Source organism: Tenacibaculum sp. SG-28 (assembly GCF_002954385.1).
Taxonomy (GTDB): Bacteria; Bacteroidota; Bacteroidia; order Flavobacteriales; family Flavobacteriaceae; genus Polaribacter.
This window is the reverse complement of the sequence record NZ_MQVY01000003.1, coordinates 30,108-45,341: the sequence shown is the minus strand read 5'-3', so window position 1 is coordinate 45,341 and position 15,234 is coordinate 30,108. Positions and strand designations below refer to the sequence as shown.

Below are 15,234 nucleotides of genomic sequence, written 5' to 3'. Positions count from 1 at the left end.
TGAATTATTCTCAATAATTTGTTAAAATTTGATGCTTTATTGCGTATTTCGTAATATTTAATCCTGTGTCTTTATCCTCTTGGATCTATGGTTTTACGAAAATTTTGGAGGTCATAGGTGCTTGGATTTTTCCATATCCTTTGTCTTTAAAAGCGGCAGGTTTTTTCCTAATCTTCTAAAAGTAGTTTCTATGAGGGTGACCATAGCATCGGTATGACAATTAATCGGTAATTACTTCTGGTGGTAAACTAAATTTTACGGTTTACAGTGTTTTCTTACACTGTACTTTTATAAAATTCCTCGACGAATAAAGTTGTAGATTTGATCGATATTTGTGGTGAAGACAAAGCGAATTTTAGACGGATATGCTTCCTTGTTAATCTCCCAACCTTCGTTAGTATATACGGGGAAATACAATTCAAAAATATTCGGTATAAAATTGAAACGAATTCCATTTTCATAGAAAAATTTTCGTTTTTGGTCCCTGTTTTTTAGTACTGCAGCATCATTGTAAACCTCGAACCATTTCCAAATACTTATACTTGTATTCCCAGCAAAGATATATTGATTTGCGGTATATGGTTGTTTGAAATTAGATTTAAATCCACCGTCAGAAGTGATAAATTGTTGGCTAAAAACTCCCGAGTTTTCCGAACGACCAAATAGGTTTTGTTCGAATAAATAGTCGGAACTTTGGTTCAAGCCAAAATCAAAATAGTTAGTATCTGCGTTGTTGTTTAGAAAAACACCACCAAAAAATCGGAGGTCAAAACTTTTTTCAAGGGCAAAAAACTTTCGGTATCGAATATCCGTAGACAGTTTTGTAAAACTACTGCCAAACTCTAAATTTACGGCGTATTGCAGTCTTTTTATAACGTTTGGTTTGTTAAAAATATACCTAAAATTTAGAACTCTATAGTTGTCCTCATCTTTTGATATTGTATTTGGTTGGACGTCTTTGTTTATATTGAACAAACGCGTGGAAAAACTCTTGGAACCAACATCTCGAAGATTTCTGCGCCTGAAATTTAGCGTTACATACGGAACAATTGCGTTGTACCGGAGGTCGGGTGCATAATTATAAGTACTGCCTTGCAAGCCATATTGAATTCTGTATATGTTTGTCTTTTGAAAATAATGATCGTACGACATAGAAAAAAGCCATTCATTTCTTGACTTTTTATACCGTAATTTGGCTCAATGGTAAATTTAAAATTATGCGTTATTAATGGTCTATTATTAATTCGAAGACCTACTATAAGTCCGTCGTATAGATTGTATTTAACGGTTGGTAAATAAAATAGTTGGTGGTAGTATGGGTCTTCAATGTCTTTAAATAACTTAAACTGAAGCGGCTTATTAATAATGTTGTTAGTAACTGTCCTAAAGTTATCTAAAGAATTGTACTCCGGATAAATATTCTCATAGTTTAGTGCAATTTTGCTAAAAGCATCATTTTTAATAGTAATAGTAGCGGTGCTGTCTACCGGTGGAATCCACTTTTTGTATTTTATTTTTTTGTCATCAATCCCATAAATAGCAACAGGAGCAGCGAATGTACGTTTGTTCTTTATCGTAACTTTTAAGGAATCTTCCCGTTCGGTTTTTTTTACGTTTGTTATGGTGTAATCTATTTTTTTACTTGTTTTTAAATAATTATCCTTAAACCATCCTATGTCCTTTGTGGTGTTATTTTCCAAGATTTTCAAAAATTGATCTGGCGAACTAGGTCTTAAGTTGCTCGAGCGCAAGTATTGTTTAAGAGACCGTTGTAGTGTATCCTTTCCGATGTAGTCATGTAAGTATTTAAGGCCAAGACCAGCCTTGTACCTGCTTACCACCTTTCTGTTAAAATTAGATAAGGAATCTGAGGAGGTGTTTAACGCTTGATCCAAAAAACGACGCGCACTAAATTGATAAACGAATGTATATTTATCGGCCTGCTTTAGTTTACTTATATTGTAATTCTTTAAGGGCCAGTAGGCTGAGTATTTTCCTAATAAAGTAGTTTCCGGGTAATATTTCTCTAAGTACTCCATCATTAAATACGTTTGCAGGCCTTCGGAAAACCAGTATCCAACTCGTTTGTTGTGTAAAATTAAATTGTTGATATATTTAGAACACAGAGAATGGAAAAAGTTAATTTCCCATTTAAAATTTTCCGGAAAAGGCTTTAACCAATCCGGCAAACCATATATTTCATGAAGTGTGTTTTTATTTATCGTTGTTTTGTCGATAAATAATTCTGTAAAAGGCACTTTTCCGATGTAGCTTTCGATAAAGTTTATTTGTTTTCTGATTATCGCATTGGTTTGTTCTTTAGAGATGTCTTCATCATAGGCATCTGTTTTAATTTCTTTTGTTTTTAGTTTTATGGAAATATATGGATCTTCTTTGTTGATGCTTAAAATGATGTCTTTTTTATTATTGCCGATTAAGTAGTATTGGGAATAGGTTTTATACGGCGTTCTGTATTGGTATAAGTTACTTTCCAAGCGGTATTCTATCGGTATTTTAACTTCTAACCTGTAGTTGGCAATATCTTGGTATAGATCGTCCATGTTAAGGTTACTCATGAGTTGCCAGCCGTTTTGGTATACTGCTGGAATAATTTGCCAGAATCGCAAGTGGTACCCTTTTGCAGTTTTGCCATATCCAGTGAACGCTGAATTTGGAATTTTTACGCGATACGCCATCGATATTGTAACGCTGTCTTTTGGCGGAAGGTTTTCGTTTAGATCAATATTGATAATATCAGGTTGTTCTTTACTACTGTAGAAGTTTCCTTTTTTGTTGTTGAGAAGAAGTTTCGTGATTCTTGTGAATCCGCGATCTTCCTCATTAGAAAAGTAAAATCTTTTTTGGTAGTCGTCTAAAAATCTTTTGGCAAGTGGTGTTTCGTTATTTTTAAAACTGTTTGCCCAATCGTGAAGATAGATATTTTTTAGGGTAGTTCCAGTTTTGTTATGGTATACTATTTTTTGATGAATATACAAGGTTTCAATACTATCTTTGAGTTCAATTGTTGCTTGGATACTGTTGTTTTGAGCCTGCGACCGCAAGCTCGAAATAAGTATTAAAATCAAAAACAATCTTCTCAACATAGTATCTAAAAGAAAAACTCGATACCAAAAGTATCGAGTTTTAAATATAAGTTTATTTTTCTAAAAGTTAGGTTTTAATTGGTATTTCGCATAGAATTTATTGAAGTGCTCAACCGCCTCATCGGCAGTGTCTACGATTCGGAATAAATTTAAGTCTTCTGGACTGATATTTCCCTCTTCTAGAAGTGTGTTTTTTATCCAATCGATTAGTCCACTCCAAAATTTGGTACCGACTAGGACAATTGGGAAGCGACCAATTTTTTGGTTTGAATTAACGTGATTGCTTCAAAAAGTTCATCTAAAGTTCCAAATCCACCAGGCATAACCACAAAACCTTGTGAATATTTTACAAACATTACTTTTCGTACAAAAAAGTAGTCAAAATCTAGACTCTTTCCAGGGTCAATCCAAGGATTATCGTGTTGTTCAAAAGGAAGCTCAATGTTTAATCCTACAGAAATTCCTTTTCCTCTATTGGCTCCTTTATTTCCGGCTTCCATTATACCTGGCCCCCCACCAGTAATAACACCAAATCCATTTTGCGTTAGTTTAAATGCAACTTCCTCGGCTAATTTGTAATAGGGGTGGTCTGGTTTGGTTCGTGCAGATCCAAAAATAGATACACAAGGCCCTATCTTACTGAGACGCTCATAGCCGTCTACAAATTCTGCCATTATTTTGAAAATAGCCCAAGAATCATTGGTTTTAATTTCGTTCCAGGTCTTTTGCTGTAATTTTTCTCTGATTTTTCTATCGTCATTAGGACTCATACTCATATTTTTTTGTTTTTACTTTTTCTTAAAAAAAGTGTTGCTAATTTACTGCTTTTTAAGTTTTCCTGAAGCGTTGTAGCCGTATTATTTTTACTTTTAGTACGTACTTAATGTTTTGTGAGCATTTGATTTCTAATGCTTTTTAAGGTAGCAATGCATGATTATTTAAAAGGGCAGTATTTGCAATAGAAAAGATACATCTATTTTCATCCATACCATAGCAACGTTGTCTTTTATATGCTAAAACAAAGTTCCCTCTCTACATATAATATTTGTTTCATTAAAATAGCTGTAATCCAGCTAAAAATATCGTTAAGCAAGCTTACGTAAACATTCCTTTAAAAATTTAGCAGTATAGCTCGTTTTATGTTTGGCTACTTGCTCTGGACTTCCTGTTGTTAAAATTTGACCGCCACCTTTTCCACCTTCTAGACCAACATCAATAATATGATCTGCTAATTTAATGACATCTAAATTGTGTTCGATGATTAAAACTGTATTTCCTTTATCGGCGAGTTGGTTTAGAACATCCATTAGCACTCTAATGTCTTCGAAGTGCAGCCCGGTTGTCGGTTCGTCTAATATATAAAAGGTGTTTCCAGTGTCTCTTTTAGACAATTCAGAAGCTAGTTTTATGCGTTGGGCCTCTCCTCCGATAGGGTTGTAGACTGCTGTCCTAAGGTAATATATCCCAAGCCAACATCTTGAATGGTTTTTAATTTTCTGTAAATTTTTGGAATGTGTTCAAAAAAAGTAACCGACTGGTTAATGGTCATTTCTAAAACATCTGAAATGGATTTTCCTTTGTATCGTATCTCTAGGGTTTCTCTATTGAAACGTTTTCCTTGGCAACTTTCACACTCTACATGTACATCCGGTAAAAAGTTCATTTCAATAACACGAACACCACCACCTTGGCAGGTTTCGCATCGCCCGCCTTTTACATTAAAACTAAATCTGCCAGGTTTATATCCTCTTATAGCAGCTTCTGGCGTTTTCGAGAAAAGACTTCTAATTTCACTAAATACTCCGGTGTAGGTTGCAGGGTTAGATCGCGGTGTTCTTCCAATAGGAGACTGGTCGATGGCGATAACTTTATCCACCTGCTCAATCCCTTCGATACTTTCGTATGCCATGGGTTGTTTAACACCTTTGTATATGTGCGCATTTAATATGGGGTATAGCGTCTCGTTGATTAAGGTAGATTTTCCGCTACCCGAGACTCCTGTGACACAAATCATTTTACCCAAAGGAAATGCTACAGAAACGTGTTTTAAGTTATTTCCACTAGCACCTTTTATTTCTAAAAATTTCCCATTTCCTTCTCTTCTTTTTTCCGGTACGGGAATAGTTTTCCTTTGCGCAAGGTAATCTGCTGTAAGTGTTTTTTGTTTTTTGAGTTCTTTAAAGGTTCCTTGGCTCACGATTTCTCCACCAAATCGCCCAGCACCAGGTCCGATATCAAAAACAAAATCTGCATTTTTAATCATGTCTTCGTCGTGTTCTACCACCAAGACCGAGTTTCCGATGTCTCGTAACTTTACCAAAGAATCTATGAGCTTTTCATTATCTCTTTGGTGCAGGCCAATACTCGGCTCATCTAAAATATACAAAACACCAACTAGTTGCGAACCAATTTGAGTGGCCAAACGAATTCGTTGTGCTTCTCCACCGGATAAAGATTTTGAGGTTCTGTCTAAGGTGAGGTAATCTAGTCCAACATCCAATAAAAATTGTAAGCGAGTACGAATTTCTTTAATGATTTCTACCGCAATTTTTCGTTGCTTCTCGGTGAGTTTTGTTTCGATAGCAGCAAACCATTCTGCCAAACTTGAAATGTCCATTTGTGCGACATCACTAATGTTTTTGTCGGCAATTTTTAAATATAAAGATTCTTTTTTTAGTCGTTTTCCCTGGCAGGAAGAACAGGGTACTTCATCCATATACGATTTGGCCCATCTTTTAATGGATGTGCTATCTGTATTGTTGTATTGGTTTTCAATAAAAGCAATAATACCCTCAAAATTAATCTCGTAATTTCTGGTAACGCCTGCTACTTTTGAGCTACAGAAAAACTTTCTTTACCGCCATTTAAAATTACTTCTAGTGCTTCTTTGGGAATGCCTTGAATAGGATCTGTCAGTTGGAATGCATATCTATTTGCTATGGTTTCGAGTTGCTTAAAAATCCAACTGTTTTTTTGTTCGCCCAAAGGAGCAATACCTCCATTTTTTATAGAAATGCTTGGGTCTGGAATTACTTTTTGAATATTTATTTCATGGATAGTTCCTAATCCGTTGCACTTTGAACACGCACCTTTCGGTGAGTTAAATGAAAAGGTATTTGGTTCTGGATTAGGATAGGCAATCCCTGTTGTAGGACACATTAATTCTCTACTGAAATACCTCGGCTTTTCAGTATCTACTGCAATTACCATTAAAATATTGTCTCCTGTGTACAAGGCTGTTTTTATAGTTTCCTCCAGTCGCTTTTCTGCCGTGTAGTTTACTGCTAGTCTGTCGATTACCACCTCAATATCGTGGGTTTTGTAACGATCTAGCTTCATTCCTTTGGTGATTTCCTTAATCTCTCCGTCGACACGCACCCGAACAAATCCTTGCTTAGCAACCTGTTCGAACAATTCTCGATAATGTCCTTTTCTAGATTTAATCAAGGGGGCAAGTACGGCAATTTTTTTACCCTGGTACTCTTTAAGGATGAGGTCTTTAATTTGTTCATCCGAGTAACGTACCATTTTTTCATCGGTGTTGTAGGAATAGGCATCAGCTGCTCTCGCGTACAAAAGTCTTAAAAAATCGTATATTTCTGTGATCGTTCCTACCGTAGACCTCGGGCTTTTATTGGTGGTTTTCTGTTCAATAGAGATTACCGGAGAAAGACCTTCTATTTTGTCAACATCCGGACGTTCTAATCCGCCTAAAAATTGACGAGCGTATGCAGAAAAAGTTTCTATATATCTTCGTTGCCCTTCTGCATAAATGGTGTCAAAAGCCAGGGAGGATTTTCCACTACCGCTTAAACCCGTAATTACCACAAGTTTTTCTCTAGGGATTTTAACATCAATATTCTTAAGGTTGTGAGCTCGCGCACCGTAAACTTCAATGTATTCTTGGTCTTTCAAATTCAGATATTTACAGAAAGTTGCAAATTTACGCAATAGATCTGTAATTTCACTATGTGGCTAATTATAGATTGTAATTTATAGACAGTTTCCATTCATTTATGTTTTTTTTGATAAGTATTTTGTTTAAATATAATATATTTAAAGTTTTAAAAGCTAACTCCCAAAATAGATATCTATGAGTGTACAATCGGTACGGCATTTTTTTGAAAGAAATGGCTTTAATGTTTCCTCTCGTTTAGCGGATAGATTGGGGATGCGCGCAGTTAATGTTCGCTTGTTCTTCATATACATATCTTTTGTGACCGTAGGTTTGTCATTTGGTTTGTACCTGACTCTGGCCTTTTTATTAAAGCTGAAAGATATGATCTACACCAAACGAACTTCAGTTTTTGATTTGTAATGCAAACAATTTTTCAATCTCGAGTTAACAGAGCAATTTTCTTTACCTTTCTTATTCTATCGATAGGAGTATTTGGCTATTGTGTTCTATTCGATTACTCATTCATCGATGGTTTGTACATGACCATTATTACCGTTACCACTATAGGATTTGGAGAAGTACATCCCTTTGGTGCTGGGGAAAAAATATTCACCATTGGGCTTATTCTTTCCAGTTTATTTATTTTCGGATATGTAGTTTCTGCATTTTCCGAATATCTAATTAGTGGAAGGTTTTTTAAACAACTAAAAATAAAAAAAGTGCAAAAAAAAATAGAAACTTTAAAGGGGCATACCATTGTATGTGGTTATGGAAGAAATGGGAGACAGGCAATTGCCAAACTAACAGGATATAAAAAGGATGCGGTTGTAATTGAAATAGATAAAAAGTTAATTTCAGTCTTAGACGAAGACCGAGTGTTAAATGTGGAGGGAGATGCTACCTTAGATGCAACTTTACTCAAGGCAGGAATACGGAATGCCGATAGTTTGATTACCGTGTTGCCTTCCGATGCAGACAATCTATTTGTAGTTTTAACGGCGAAACAATTAAATGCTTCGTGTAAAATAATTAGTAGAGCCTCTAAAGAAACCTCTAATAGCAAATTGAAAATAGCAGGAGCAGATAACGTGATTATGCCAGATAAATTAGGCGGTGCACATATGGCCCTTTTGGTAGTAACACCCGATGTGATTGAATTCGTCGATAGATTAACTATTGAGGCGATACTACTGCCAATTTAGAGGAAGTCGCTGTAGACGATTTACCAATAAAATATGTAGGAAAAACTATATTAGATTTAGACCTGCGAAAAAAGACAGGATGTACGGTTATTGGCTATAAATCTCCAAACCAACAATACACCATCAACCCTGACGCAAATGTACAAATGGAAGCCGGCTCTATTTTGATAGTGCTCGGACGACCAGAGCAGATAAATAAATTAAGAGCGTTGTTTTAATGAAAAAGGTTGTAATCACAGGAAGCAATGGTTTACTCGGGCAGAGTTTGCTTAATTTATTGCTGCAGTTCCAAGAAGATTACGAGGTTTTCGGGTTGGCTAGAGGGGAAAACCGGAGTGGCAGAAGTGATTTCACCTACGTGTCTGTAGATCTGACAGATAAACTGAATGTAAATGCTGTTTTGGAACGCATAGCGCCTGCTGTAATTATAAATACAGCAGCAATGACGAATGTAGACCAATGCGAAATAGAAAAAGAGGCTTGTACAATTCTAAATGTAGATTTGGTGCGATGGTTAACCGAGTATGCCTCGGGTAAGCAGACGCAACTTATGCAGTTAAGTACCGATTTTATTTTTGATGGAAAACAAGGGAATTACAAGGAAACCGACATGCCAAATCCATTGAGTCATTACGGTTTATCCAAGTTGCAATCGGAAAAAATATTGCAAGATTCGAAGGTTCATTATACCATTTTAAGAACAATTTTAGTGTATGGTAGCGTCTACGATATGTCTCGGAGTAATATTGTACTTTGGGTAAAAGCCTCTTTAGAAAAAGGAAAGAAAATTACAATTGTTAACGACCAATTTAGGATGCCTACCTATGTGGAGAATTTAGCCTTAGCATGCAAATTAGCTATGGATAAAGAGGTAAAGGGAGTTTTTCATGTATCTTCCGATTCGTTGTTGAGTATTTTTGAAATAGCAACGCAAATTGCGACCACTTTTAATTTGGATCCAAAGCTCCTTGTTCCAATAAGTTCTTCTGCGCTTAATCAACGCGCGCAACGCCCTGCAAAAACAGGATTTGACCTTACAAAGACACAATCTGTCTTAGGATTGCCAATAACCAATTTTGCAGAAGATTTACAAAACTTTAAAGAAAAGATAACCTACGATAGTATTTAACGCTTAAAAGTTGTGGCGAATTCTTTTTTTTTTAAGATATTGCAGACCACAAATTCAAAAAAACACTAAACAGATAACAATATTATGAAGAAAAAACTTCTAGCATTACTAATGTTAATGATACCCATGTTAACGTTTGCTCAAGAAAAAGGCTTAGACCAACAAATAGACGAGGCTTTTGGTAGCGCAACAGGATGGTTTGTGAGAGCTATTTTTTATCAAATAGACTTCGGAGGTGGTATTAAAGTGTATTGGGTGCTTTTCCCACTTATCTTGGGGGCAACCTATTTTACCTTCTATTTTAAATTCATCAATTTTACAGGAATAAAAACCTCTGTTAATATAGTAAGGGGAAAATATGATGATATTGATCACCACGAATCTATGGCTGTTGCCGGGGATCCTGCACCAGGAGGCGATATTCCGAGAACGATGGCAGTAGAAGACCACGAAGGAGAGGTTTCACACTTTCAAGCGTTAACTGCGGCACTGTCTGCAACAGTAGGGCTTGGTAACATTGCTGGTGTAGCAATTGCAGTGTCTATTGGAGGTGCAGGAGCAACATTTTGGATGATAGTTGCAGGGCTACTGGGAATGGCATCTAAGTTTGTAGAGTGTACTTTAGGTGTAAAATATAGAGATATTGAGGCAGACGGAACGGTATACGGAGGGCCTATGTACTACTTAACAAAAGGATTGAAAAATAAAACATTAGGAAAAGTATTGGCCGTATTGTTTGCGATTTTTGTTGTAGGGGGCTCTTTTGGAGGTGGTAATATGTTCCAGGTAAACCAAGCCTTTCAATTGGTAGAAAATATTACAGGAGGAGAAGCCTCTTTTATTCATGGTAAAGGATGGTTATTTGGTATAATAATGGCCGTTCTTGTTGGAATTGTAATTATTGGAGGAATCAAAAAGATAGCCAAGGTTACCGATAAAATTGTACCTTTTATGGTGGCAATTTATGTTGCGGCGTCTTTGTTTGTGATATTCGCCAACTTTTCCATGATAGGAGACGCTTTTGCGCAAATATTTAACGGAGCATTTAGCCCGGAGGGGGTTGCAGGAGGAGCAATCGGTGTTTTAGTTCAAGGATTCCGAAGAGCTGCTTTCTCGAATGAAGCAGGAGTTGGGTCTGCATCTATTGCACACTCTGCCGTAAAAACAAAATACGCTGCATCCGAAGGAATGGTAGCTCTATTAGAGCCGTTTATCGATACAGTAGTTGTTTGTACAATGACAGCTTTAGTTCTCATTATAACAGGAAATGTAACTTCTGCTAATTCAGGACTAAATGATGCACAAGCAATATTACTAACATCAGGAGCATTTGAATCTGCAATATCGTGGTTTCCATATGTGTTAACCATAGCGGTGGTATTGTTTGCTTTTTCAACGATGATATCTTGGTCTTATTACGGTTTTCAGGGATGGGCTTACCTATTTGGAAGAAGTAAGAAAATGGAGTACACCTACAAGGTTATCTTTTGTATTTTCGTAGTAATCGGTTCTGCAGCTAGTTTAGGTTCTGTGATTGGATTCTCAGATGCCATGATTTTTGCAATGATGGTACCTAATATGATAGGAATCGTTCTACTAGCACCGAAGGTAAAGGAGGAGCTCGATAAATACATGAAAGCTATCAAAAGCTAAACTTGAAGTCATGAAGATACTAAAGCCCCATTTCTGGTTCTACAAAAGCCAAAGAAATGGGGTTTTGCTTTTAGTTTTACTAATTATATGTTTACAGTTATTCTACATTTTTACCGATTTTTCTTCTGTTCCAAGTGATGTGCTGTCGCATGAAGTTTTAGCATTAGAAAAACACTTGGATAGTTTGGAGCGCTTAGCAGTTGAAAAACCAGTGAAAAAGCGTTTTTATTTTAATCCTAATTTTATCTCTGATTATAAAGGGTATCAATTAGGGATGTCTGTAGCGCAGATTGATAGATTACACACCTTTAGAGCGCAGGGTAAATACGTCAATTCCATAGAGGAATTTAAGGCGGTTACCAAAGTTTCTGATAGCCTACTGCGCATAATTGCACCAAATTTTAAATTTCCGGATTGGGTTGTCGCAAAAAAACAAAAGGAGCGACTGCTTCATAAGCAGGAAGCAAGGCATCATCAAGATTTACAGGTTCTTAAAAGCAAGCTAGGAGACATCACTGCAGATATCAATCAGGCATCTGCTCCGGATATTGCGAACAAAGCAGGAATATCTCTTTTGGACGCAAAGAAGATTATTTCATATAGGGAATCCCTCCAGGGTTTTACTTATATAGAACAGCTGAAAGAGGCTCCGGGTGTTTCCGTCACTGCTTTGCGAAAAACAATCCGATCATTTACAATACAAGAAAAACCATTGATCGAGAAAATAAATGTCAATACGGCTTCTTTTAAAGAAATTTTGAGTATTCCTTACATTAATTACCAACTTTGCAAAAAAATAGTTGACTACAGAGAAGAGGTCGCAGAACTTCAAAATATTGCCGAACTCAAAAATATTAACAATTTCCCATTAAATAAGTACGACAGAATAGTGTTATATTTGAAAGCTGAATAACAACAACTAAAAAAACAGATATCAATGAGTAGTATGTACTTTACAGAAGAACACAATTCGTTTCGTAAAAGTTTTAAAGATTTTTTGCAAAAAGAGGTAGTACCACACATCAATAAATGGGAGAAAGAAGGTGCCGTAGAACGCTTTATATGGAAAAAATTCGGAGAAATGGGGTATTTTGGATTGAACCAACCAGAAGAATACGGTGGGTTAAATTTAGATCTCTTTTATACCACTATATTTTTAGAAGAGTTACAAAAGATAAATTCAGGAGGATTTGCAGCTAATATGTGGGCGCATGCTTATCTTGGGATGACACATCTCAATAAAGAAGGAGATGACCGAATAAAAAAAGAATACCTAACACCAAGTATTGAGGGCGATAAAATTGGTTGTCTTTGTATTTCTGAGCCATTTGGAGGAAGTGATGTTGCAGGGATGCGAACAACGGCATCTTTAGAGGGAGATAATTATATAATTAATGGGTCTAAAACCTTTATAACCAATGGTGTTTATTCCGATTATTTAGTAGTGGCTGCAAAAACAAACCCAGAAGCAAAGCATAAAGGAATGAGTATCATTGTTGTAGATAGAGATACTCCGGGAATTTCTGCAACAAAATTAGATAAATTGGGTTGGAAAGCATCGGATACCGGTGAGATTGCTTTTGATAATGTTGTGGTTCCGAAAGAAAATTTGTTAGGGGAAGAAGGATTAGGGTTTACCTATATTATGGAGCACTTCGCATTAGAACGATTAATCATGGGGATTAATGCGCATGCACGCGCTGAATTTGCCCTAGAATATGCACTAGAGTACATGAACGATCGAGTGGCATTCGGGAAAAAATTAAATGAATTTCAAGCGTTAAGACACAAGCTAGCAGAAATGGCCAGTAGGGTAGACATGTGTAAGGAATATAATTATTCTATAGCGAAACGATTAAACGATGGGCAATACGTGGTGAAAGAGGCTAGTATGAGTAAATTATTATCTACCAAAATGGCCGATGAGGTTATTTATGATGCCTTACAAATGCTTGGAGGTTACGGTTACATAGAAGATTATCCAATGGCAAGATTATTGCGAGACAGTAGATTAGGTCCTATTGGTGGAGGGACCTCTGAAATTCTAAAAGAGATTATAGCTAAAATGATTATCGATAAAAAAGAATACAAACCAGCTACCTAGCGTAATTGGAATAAAAATTTGGAAAAACCATTCGTAGCAGAATGGTTTTTTAGGTTTGTATGGTAGAGAAATCAGTGCTAGTAGGGTGTTATGCCTGTTTTACTTCCTGTAAAATATAAATTGTTATTATTTTCTTGGTTTTTAAAAAACTCTTCATAAATTTGCAATCCATAAAAAAGTAGAAACAACACTGGGGTTTTCAAGTTAAAAATTGAATATTCCGTTTAAAATATCAAAATATACAGTGAAAGGAGGTGCCAACATATGTTAATCATTCCAGTAAAAGAAGGAGAGAATATCGATAGAGCGTTAAAGAGATACAAGCGTAAGTTTAGTAACACCAAAACGTTACGTTCACTTCGTGCAAGAAAGGAGTTTACAAAACCTTCCGTAGCTAAAAGAGCACAGAAAATTAAAGCTTCTTACGTACAGCGTTTAAGAACGCAAGAAGAAGTTGGATAAATTTCTACATTGCAAAAAGCATAGTTGACCCATGGTATTTTTTATCATGGGTTTTTTTATGGTCGCTAGCATTTAAAATAGTATTTTAGAGATGTTTAAAATTGGAGATGTATATAGATTATTTTTTACGGTACTTGGAGGTTGAAAAAAAGTATTCGAAACATACGATTATTGCCTACCAAAAAGACCTAGCAGATTTCAGAGATTTCTGTGCTGAAAATTTAGGGCAAGATGCTATCGTTGCCGTGGTGTATTCTGATGTCAGGGCTTGGATTGTTGCGCTAGTGGATGCAGAAATAGATAATCGCACTATTAACAGAAAAATAAGTGCCTTAAAAAGCTTTTATAGTTTTCTTCAGAAGACGGATGAGATTACCGAGAACCCCTTGGCTAGGCATAAGGCGTTGAAGGTGAAAAAAAAATCTAATTTGCCTTTTACAAAAGAAGAAGTAGAAGCGGTTTTAAAGTTGTTGTCGAGTGCAGAGGACTTTGAGGGGATTAGAGATAGGTTTATTGTAGAGTTGTTTTATGCAACAGGAATTAGGAGGTCTGAACTGATTCAGATAAAAGAGACGGATATTGATTTTACGCAACACACAATTAAGATCGTTGGAAAAAGAAATAAAGAGCGTATCATTCTTCTTTTACCTCTTTTGCAGGATAGTATGCGAGCTTATCTTCAGGTGAAGGAAAAAAGCGGTTTGCATAACGAATACTTGTTCGTAACAAAAAAAGGAGTTAAAATATATGAAACACTTGTTTATCGTGTTATTAATTCGTATTTTGGTAGAGTGTCTTCCAAGGTGAAGCGGAGTCCTCACGTTTTAAGGCATGCGTTTGCTACGCATTTGTTAAATGCAGGAGCATCGTTAAGTTCGGTTAAAGAGTTGCTAGGGCATTCCAGTTTAGCCTCCACCCAAGTATATACACACAATAACTTGGAAACAATTAAAAAAGTGTTTAACAAGACTCACCCTAGAGAGTCCTATTAAAATATGAAATATTATGAAGGTGTATACTCAATCTGTTAATTTCAATGCGGATCAGAAGCTTATTGATTACATTGAGAAAAAGATGGTAGGATTAGAAAAGTTTCACGACAAGATTGTTGACGCTGAAGTTTTTTTAAAGGTTCAGAAGACAAGCGAGAAAGAAAATAAAATTACGGAAGTTAAGATTAATATTCCTGGTAGTGAATTGATAGTGAAGAAACAGTGTAAAACTTTTGAGGAAGGAGTTAGTGTTAGTGTAGAATCTTTAAAGAGACAACTCAAAAAAGCAAAAGAAAAATCACGAGAAACAGTAGTCTCATAAAAAATAGTGTAAAAAACTTTAAAAATTAAAAATTACTTTTTACATTTGCAGTCCGTTAGAAATAGCGGATTGTTTTTTGCAATAAAAAGCCGATGTAGCTCAGCTGGCTAGAGCAGCTGATTTGTAATCAGCAGGTCGTGGGTTCGAGTCCCTCCATCGGCTCAGTAAAGTTCATTAAAATATTAAATTATTTGGGGAGATTCCAGAGCGGCCAAATGGGACGGACTGTAACTCCGTTGTCTTTCGACTTCGCAGGTTCGAATCCTGCTCTCCCCACAATAGTTTTTTATTATGCGGGAGTAGCTCAGTTGGTAGAGCGTCAGCCTTCCAAGCTGAATGTCGCCGGTTCGAACCCGGTCTCCCGCTCA

12 protein-coding genes, 3 tRNA genes and 2 pseudogenes are annotated in these 15,234 nt (G+C 36.2%); 13 read left to right on the top strand and 4 right to left on the bottom strand.

All coding sequences use genetic code 11. The annotated features are described in order from the left end of the window. Positions 1–288: 288 nt before the first annotated feature. The 4 genes and pseudogenes from BSU00_RS08390 to uvrA all read right to left on the bottom strand — a co-directional run bounded on the left by BSU00_RS08390 (position 289) and on the right by uvrA (position 7,019). Entirely contained in the window at positions 289–975 is a 687-nt protein-coding gene (locus BSU00_RS08390; protein ID WP_105003981.1) for a hypothetical protein, read from the bottom strand. A 59-nt stretch (positions 976–1,034) separates the two neighbouring features. After that, on the bottom strand, positions 1,035–3,086 hold the full coding sequence (locus tag BSU00_RS08385) for a M1 family aminopeptidase (protein ID WP_146104829.1): 2,052 nt from the start codon (positions 3,084–3,086) through the stop codon (positions 1,035–1,037). Positions 3,087–3,164: 78 nt separating this feature from the next. Next, positions 3,165–3,880: pseudogene (locus BSU00_RS08380) on the bottom strand (TIGR00730 family Rossman fold protein). A 309-nt stretch (positions 3,881–4,189) separates the two neighbouring features. Further along, positions 4,190–7,019, bottom strand: a pseudogene (uvrA, locus tag BSU00_RS08375) (excinuclease ABC subunit UvrA). Between the two features lie 178 nt (positions 7,020–7,197). Here uvrA and BSU00_RS08370 point away from each other — a divergent pair. The 13 genes from BSU00_RS08370 (at position 7,198) to BSU00_RS08315 (ending at position 15,232) form a co-directional block, all read left to right on the top strand. Beyond that, the gene (locus BSU00_RS08370; protein ID WP_105003979.1) at positions 7,198–7,422 is read left to right on the top strand and encodes a PspC family transcriptional regulator; all 225 of its coding nucleotides are present in this window, start codon (positions 7,198–7,200) and stop codon (positions 7,420–7,422) included. Continuing rightward, on the top strand, positions 7,422–8,204 hold the full coding sequence (locus BSU00_RS08365; RefSeq protein WP_369820308.1) for a TrkA family potassium uptake protein: 783 nt from the start codon (positions 7,422–7,424) through the stop codon (positions 8,202–8,204). The genes BSU00_RS08370 and BSU00_RS08365 overlap by 1 nt, the downstream gene beginning before the upstream one ends. A gap of 26 nt (positions 8,205–8,230) precedes the next feature. Next, positions 8,231–8,422 carry a cation:proton antiporter regulatory subunit gene (locus tag BSU00_RS14035; protein ID WP_369820317.1) on the top strand — a complete coding sequence of 64 codons (192 nt, stop codon included), beginning with the start codon at positions 8,231–8,233 and terminating at the stop codon, positions 8,420–8,422. Next, positions 8,422–9,333 carry an SDR family oxidoreductase gene (locus BSU00_RS08360; protein ID WP_105003978.1) on the top strand — a complete coding sequence of 304 codons (912 nt, stop codon included), beginning with the start codon at positions 8,422–8,424 and terminating at the stop codon, positions 9,331–9,333. The genes BSU00_RS14035 and BSU00_RS08360 overlap by 1 nt, the downstream gene beginning before the upstream one ends. 84 nt (positions 9,334–9,417) lie before the next feature. After that, positions 9,418–10,986 carry a sodium:alanine symporter family protein gene (locus tag BSU00_RS08355; protein ID WP_105003977.1) on the top strand — a complete coding sequence of 523 codons (1,569 nt, stop codon included), beginning with the start codon at positions 9,418–9,420 and terminating at the stop codon, positions 10,984–10,986. A gap of 10 nt (positions 10,987–10,996) precedes the next feature. Next, a complete protein-coding gene (locus tag BSU00_RS08350; RefSeq protein WP_105003976.1) occupies positions 10,997–11,899 on the top strand; it encodes a helix-hairpin-helix domain-containing protein in 903 nt (300 codons plus the stop codon). A 24-nt stretch (positions 11,900–11,923) separates the two neighbouring features. Then, positions 11,924–13,090: an acyl-CoA dehydrogenase family protein gene (locus BSU00_RS08345; protein WP_105003975.1), complete on the top strand. Its 1,167-nt coding sequence runs from the start codon at positions 11,924–11,926 to the stop codon at positions 13,088–13,090. Positions 13,091–13,354: 264 nt separating this feature from the next. Next, positions 13,355–13,552 (top strand): 30S ribosomal protein S21, encoded by a 198-nt coding sequence (rpsU, locus tag BSU00_RS08340; protein WP_105003974.1) that lies wholly within the window; start codon positions 13,355–13,357, stop codon positions 13,550–13,552. A gap of 107 nt (positions 13,553–13,659) precedes the next feature. Then, entirely contained in the window at positions 13,660–14,544 is an 885-nt protein-coding gene (locus BSU00_RS08335; RefSeq protein ID WP_105003973.1) for a tyrosine-type recombinase/integrase, read from the top strand. A gap of 13 nt (positions 14,545–14,557) precedes the next feature. Next, positions 14,558–14,866, top strand: coding sequence for a ribosome hibernation-promoting factor, HPF/YfiA family (gene hpf / locus BSU00_RS08330; RefSeq protein ID WP_105003972.1), 309 nt, complete (start codon positions 14,558–14,560; stop codon positions 14,864–14,866). Between the two features lie 88 nt (positions 14,867–14,954). Next, positions 14,955–15,028, top strand: a tRNA-Thr gene (locus BSU00_RS08325). Between the two features lie 31 nt (positions 15,029–15,059). Beyond that, positions 15,060–15,142 (top strand) — tRNA-Tyr (locus BSU00_RS08320). A 17-nt stretch (positions 15,143–15,159) separates the two neighbouring features. Beyond that, positions 15,160–15,232: transfer RNA gene (locus tag BSU00_RS08315), tRNA-Gly, on the top strand. Positions 15,233–15,234: the final 2 nt, after the last annotated feature.

Bases quoted from the DNA above. Each gene is read 5' to 3' on its own strand.
- BSU00_RS08355 (WP_105003977.1), top strand. From the start codon at position 9,418: ATGAAGAAAAAACTTCTAGCATTACTAATGTTAATGATACCCATGTTA.
- BSU00_RS08345 (WP_105003975.1), top strand. From the start codon at position 11,924: ATGAGTAGTATGTACTTTACAGAAGAACACAATTCGTTTCGTAAAAGT.
- hpf (WP_105003972.1), top strand. From the start codon at position 14,558: ATGAAGGTGTATACTCAATCTGTTAATTTCAATGCGGATCAGAAGCTT.
- rpsU (WP_105003974.1), top strand. From the start codon at position 13,355: ATGTTAATCATTCCAGTAAAAGAAGGAGAGAATATCGATAGAGCGTTA.
- BSU00_RS08360 (WP_105003978.1), top strand. From the start codon at position 8,422: ATGAAAAAGGTTGTAATCACAGGAAGCAATGGTTTACTCGGGCAGAGT.
- BSU00_RS08350 (WP_105003976.1), top strand. From the start codon at position 10,997: ATGAAGATACTAAAGCCCCATTTCTGGTTCTACAAAAGCCAAAGAAAT.
- BSU00_RS08335 (WP_105003973.1), top strand. From the start codon at position 13,660: ATGTATATAGATTATTTTTTACGGTACTTGGAGGTTGAAAAAAAGTAT.
- BSU00_RS08365 (WP_369820308.1), top strand. From the start codon at position 7,422: ATGCAAACAATTTTTCAATCTCGAGTTAACAGAGCAATTTTCTTTACC.
- BSU00_RS08370 (WP_105003979.1), top strand. From the start codon at position 7,198: ATGAGTGTACAATCGGTACGGCATTTTTTTGAAAGAAATGGCTTTAAT.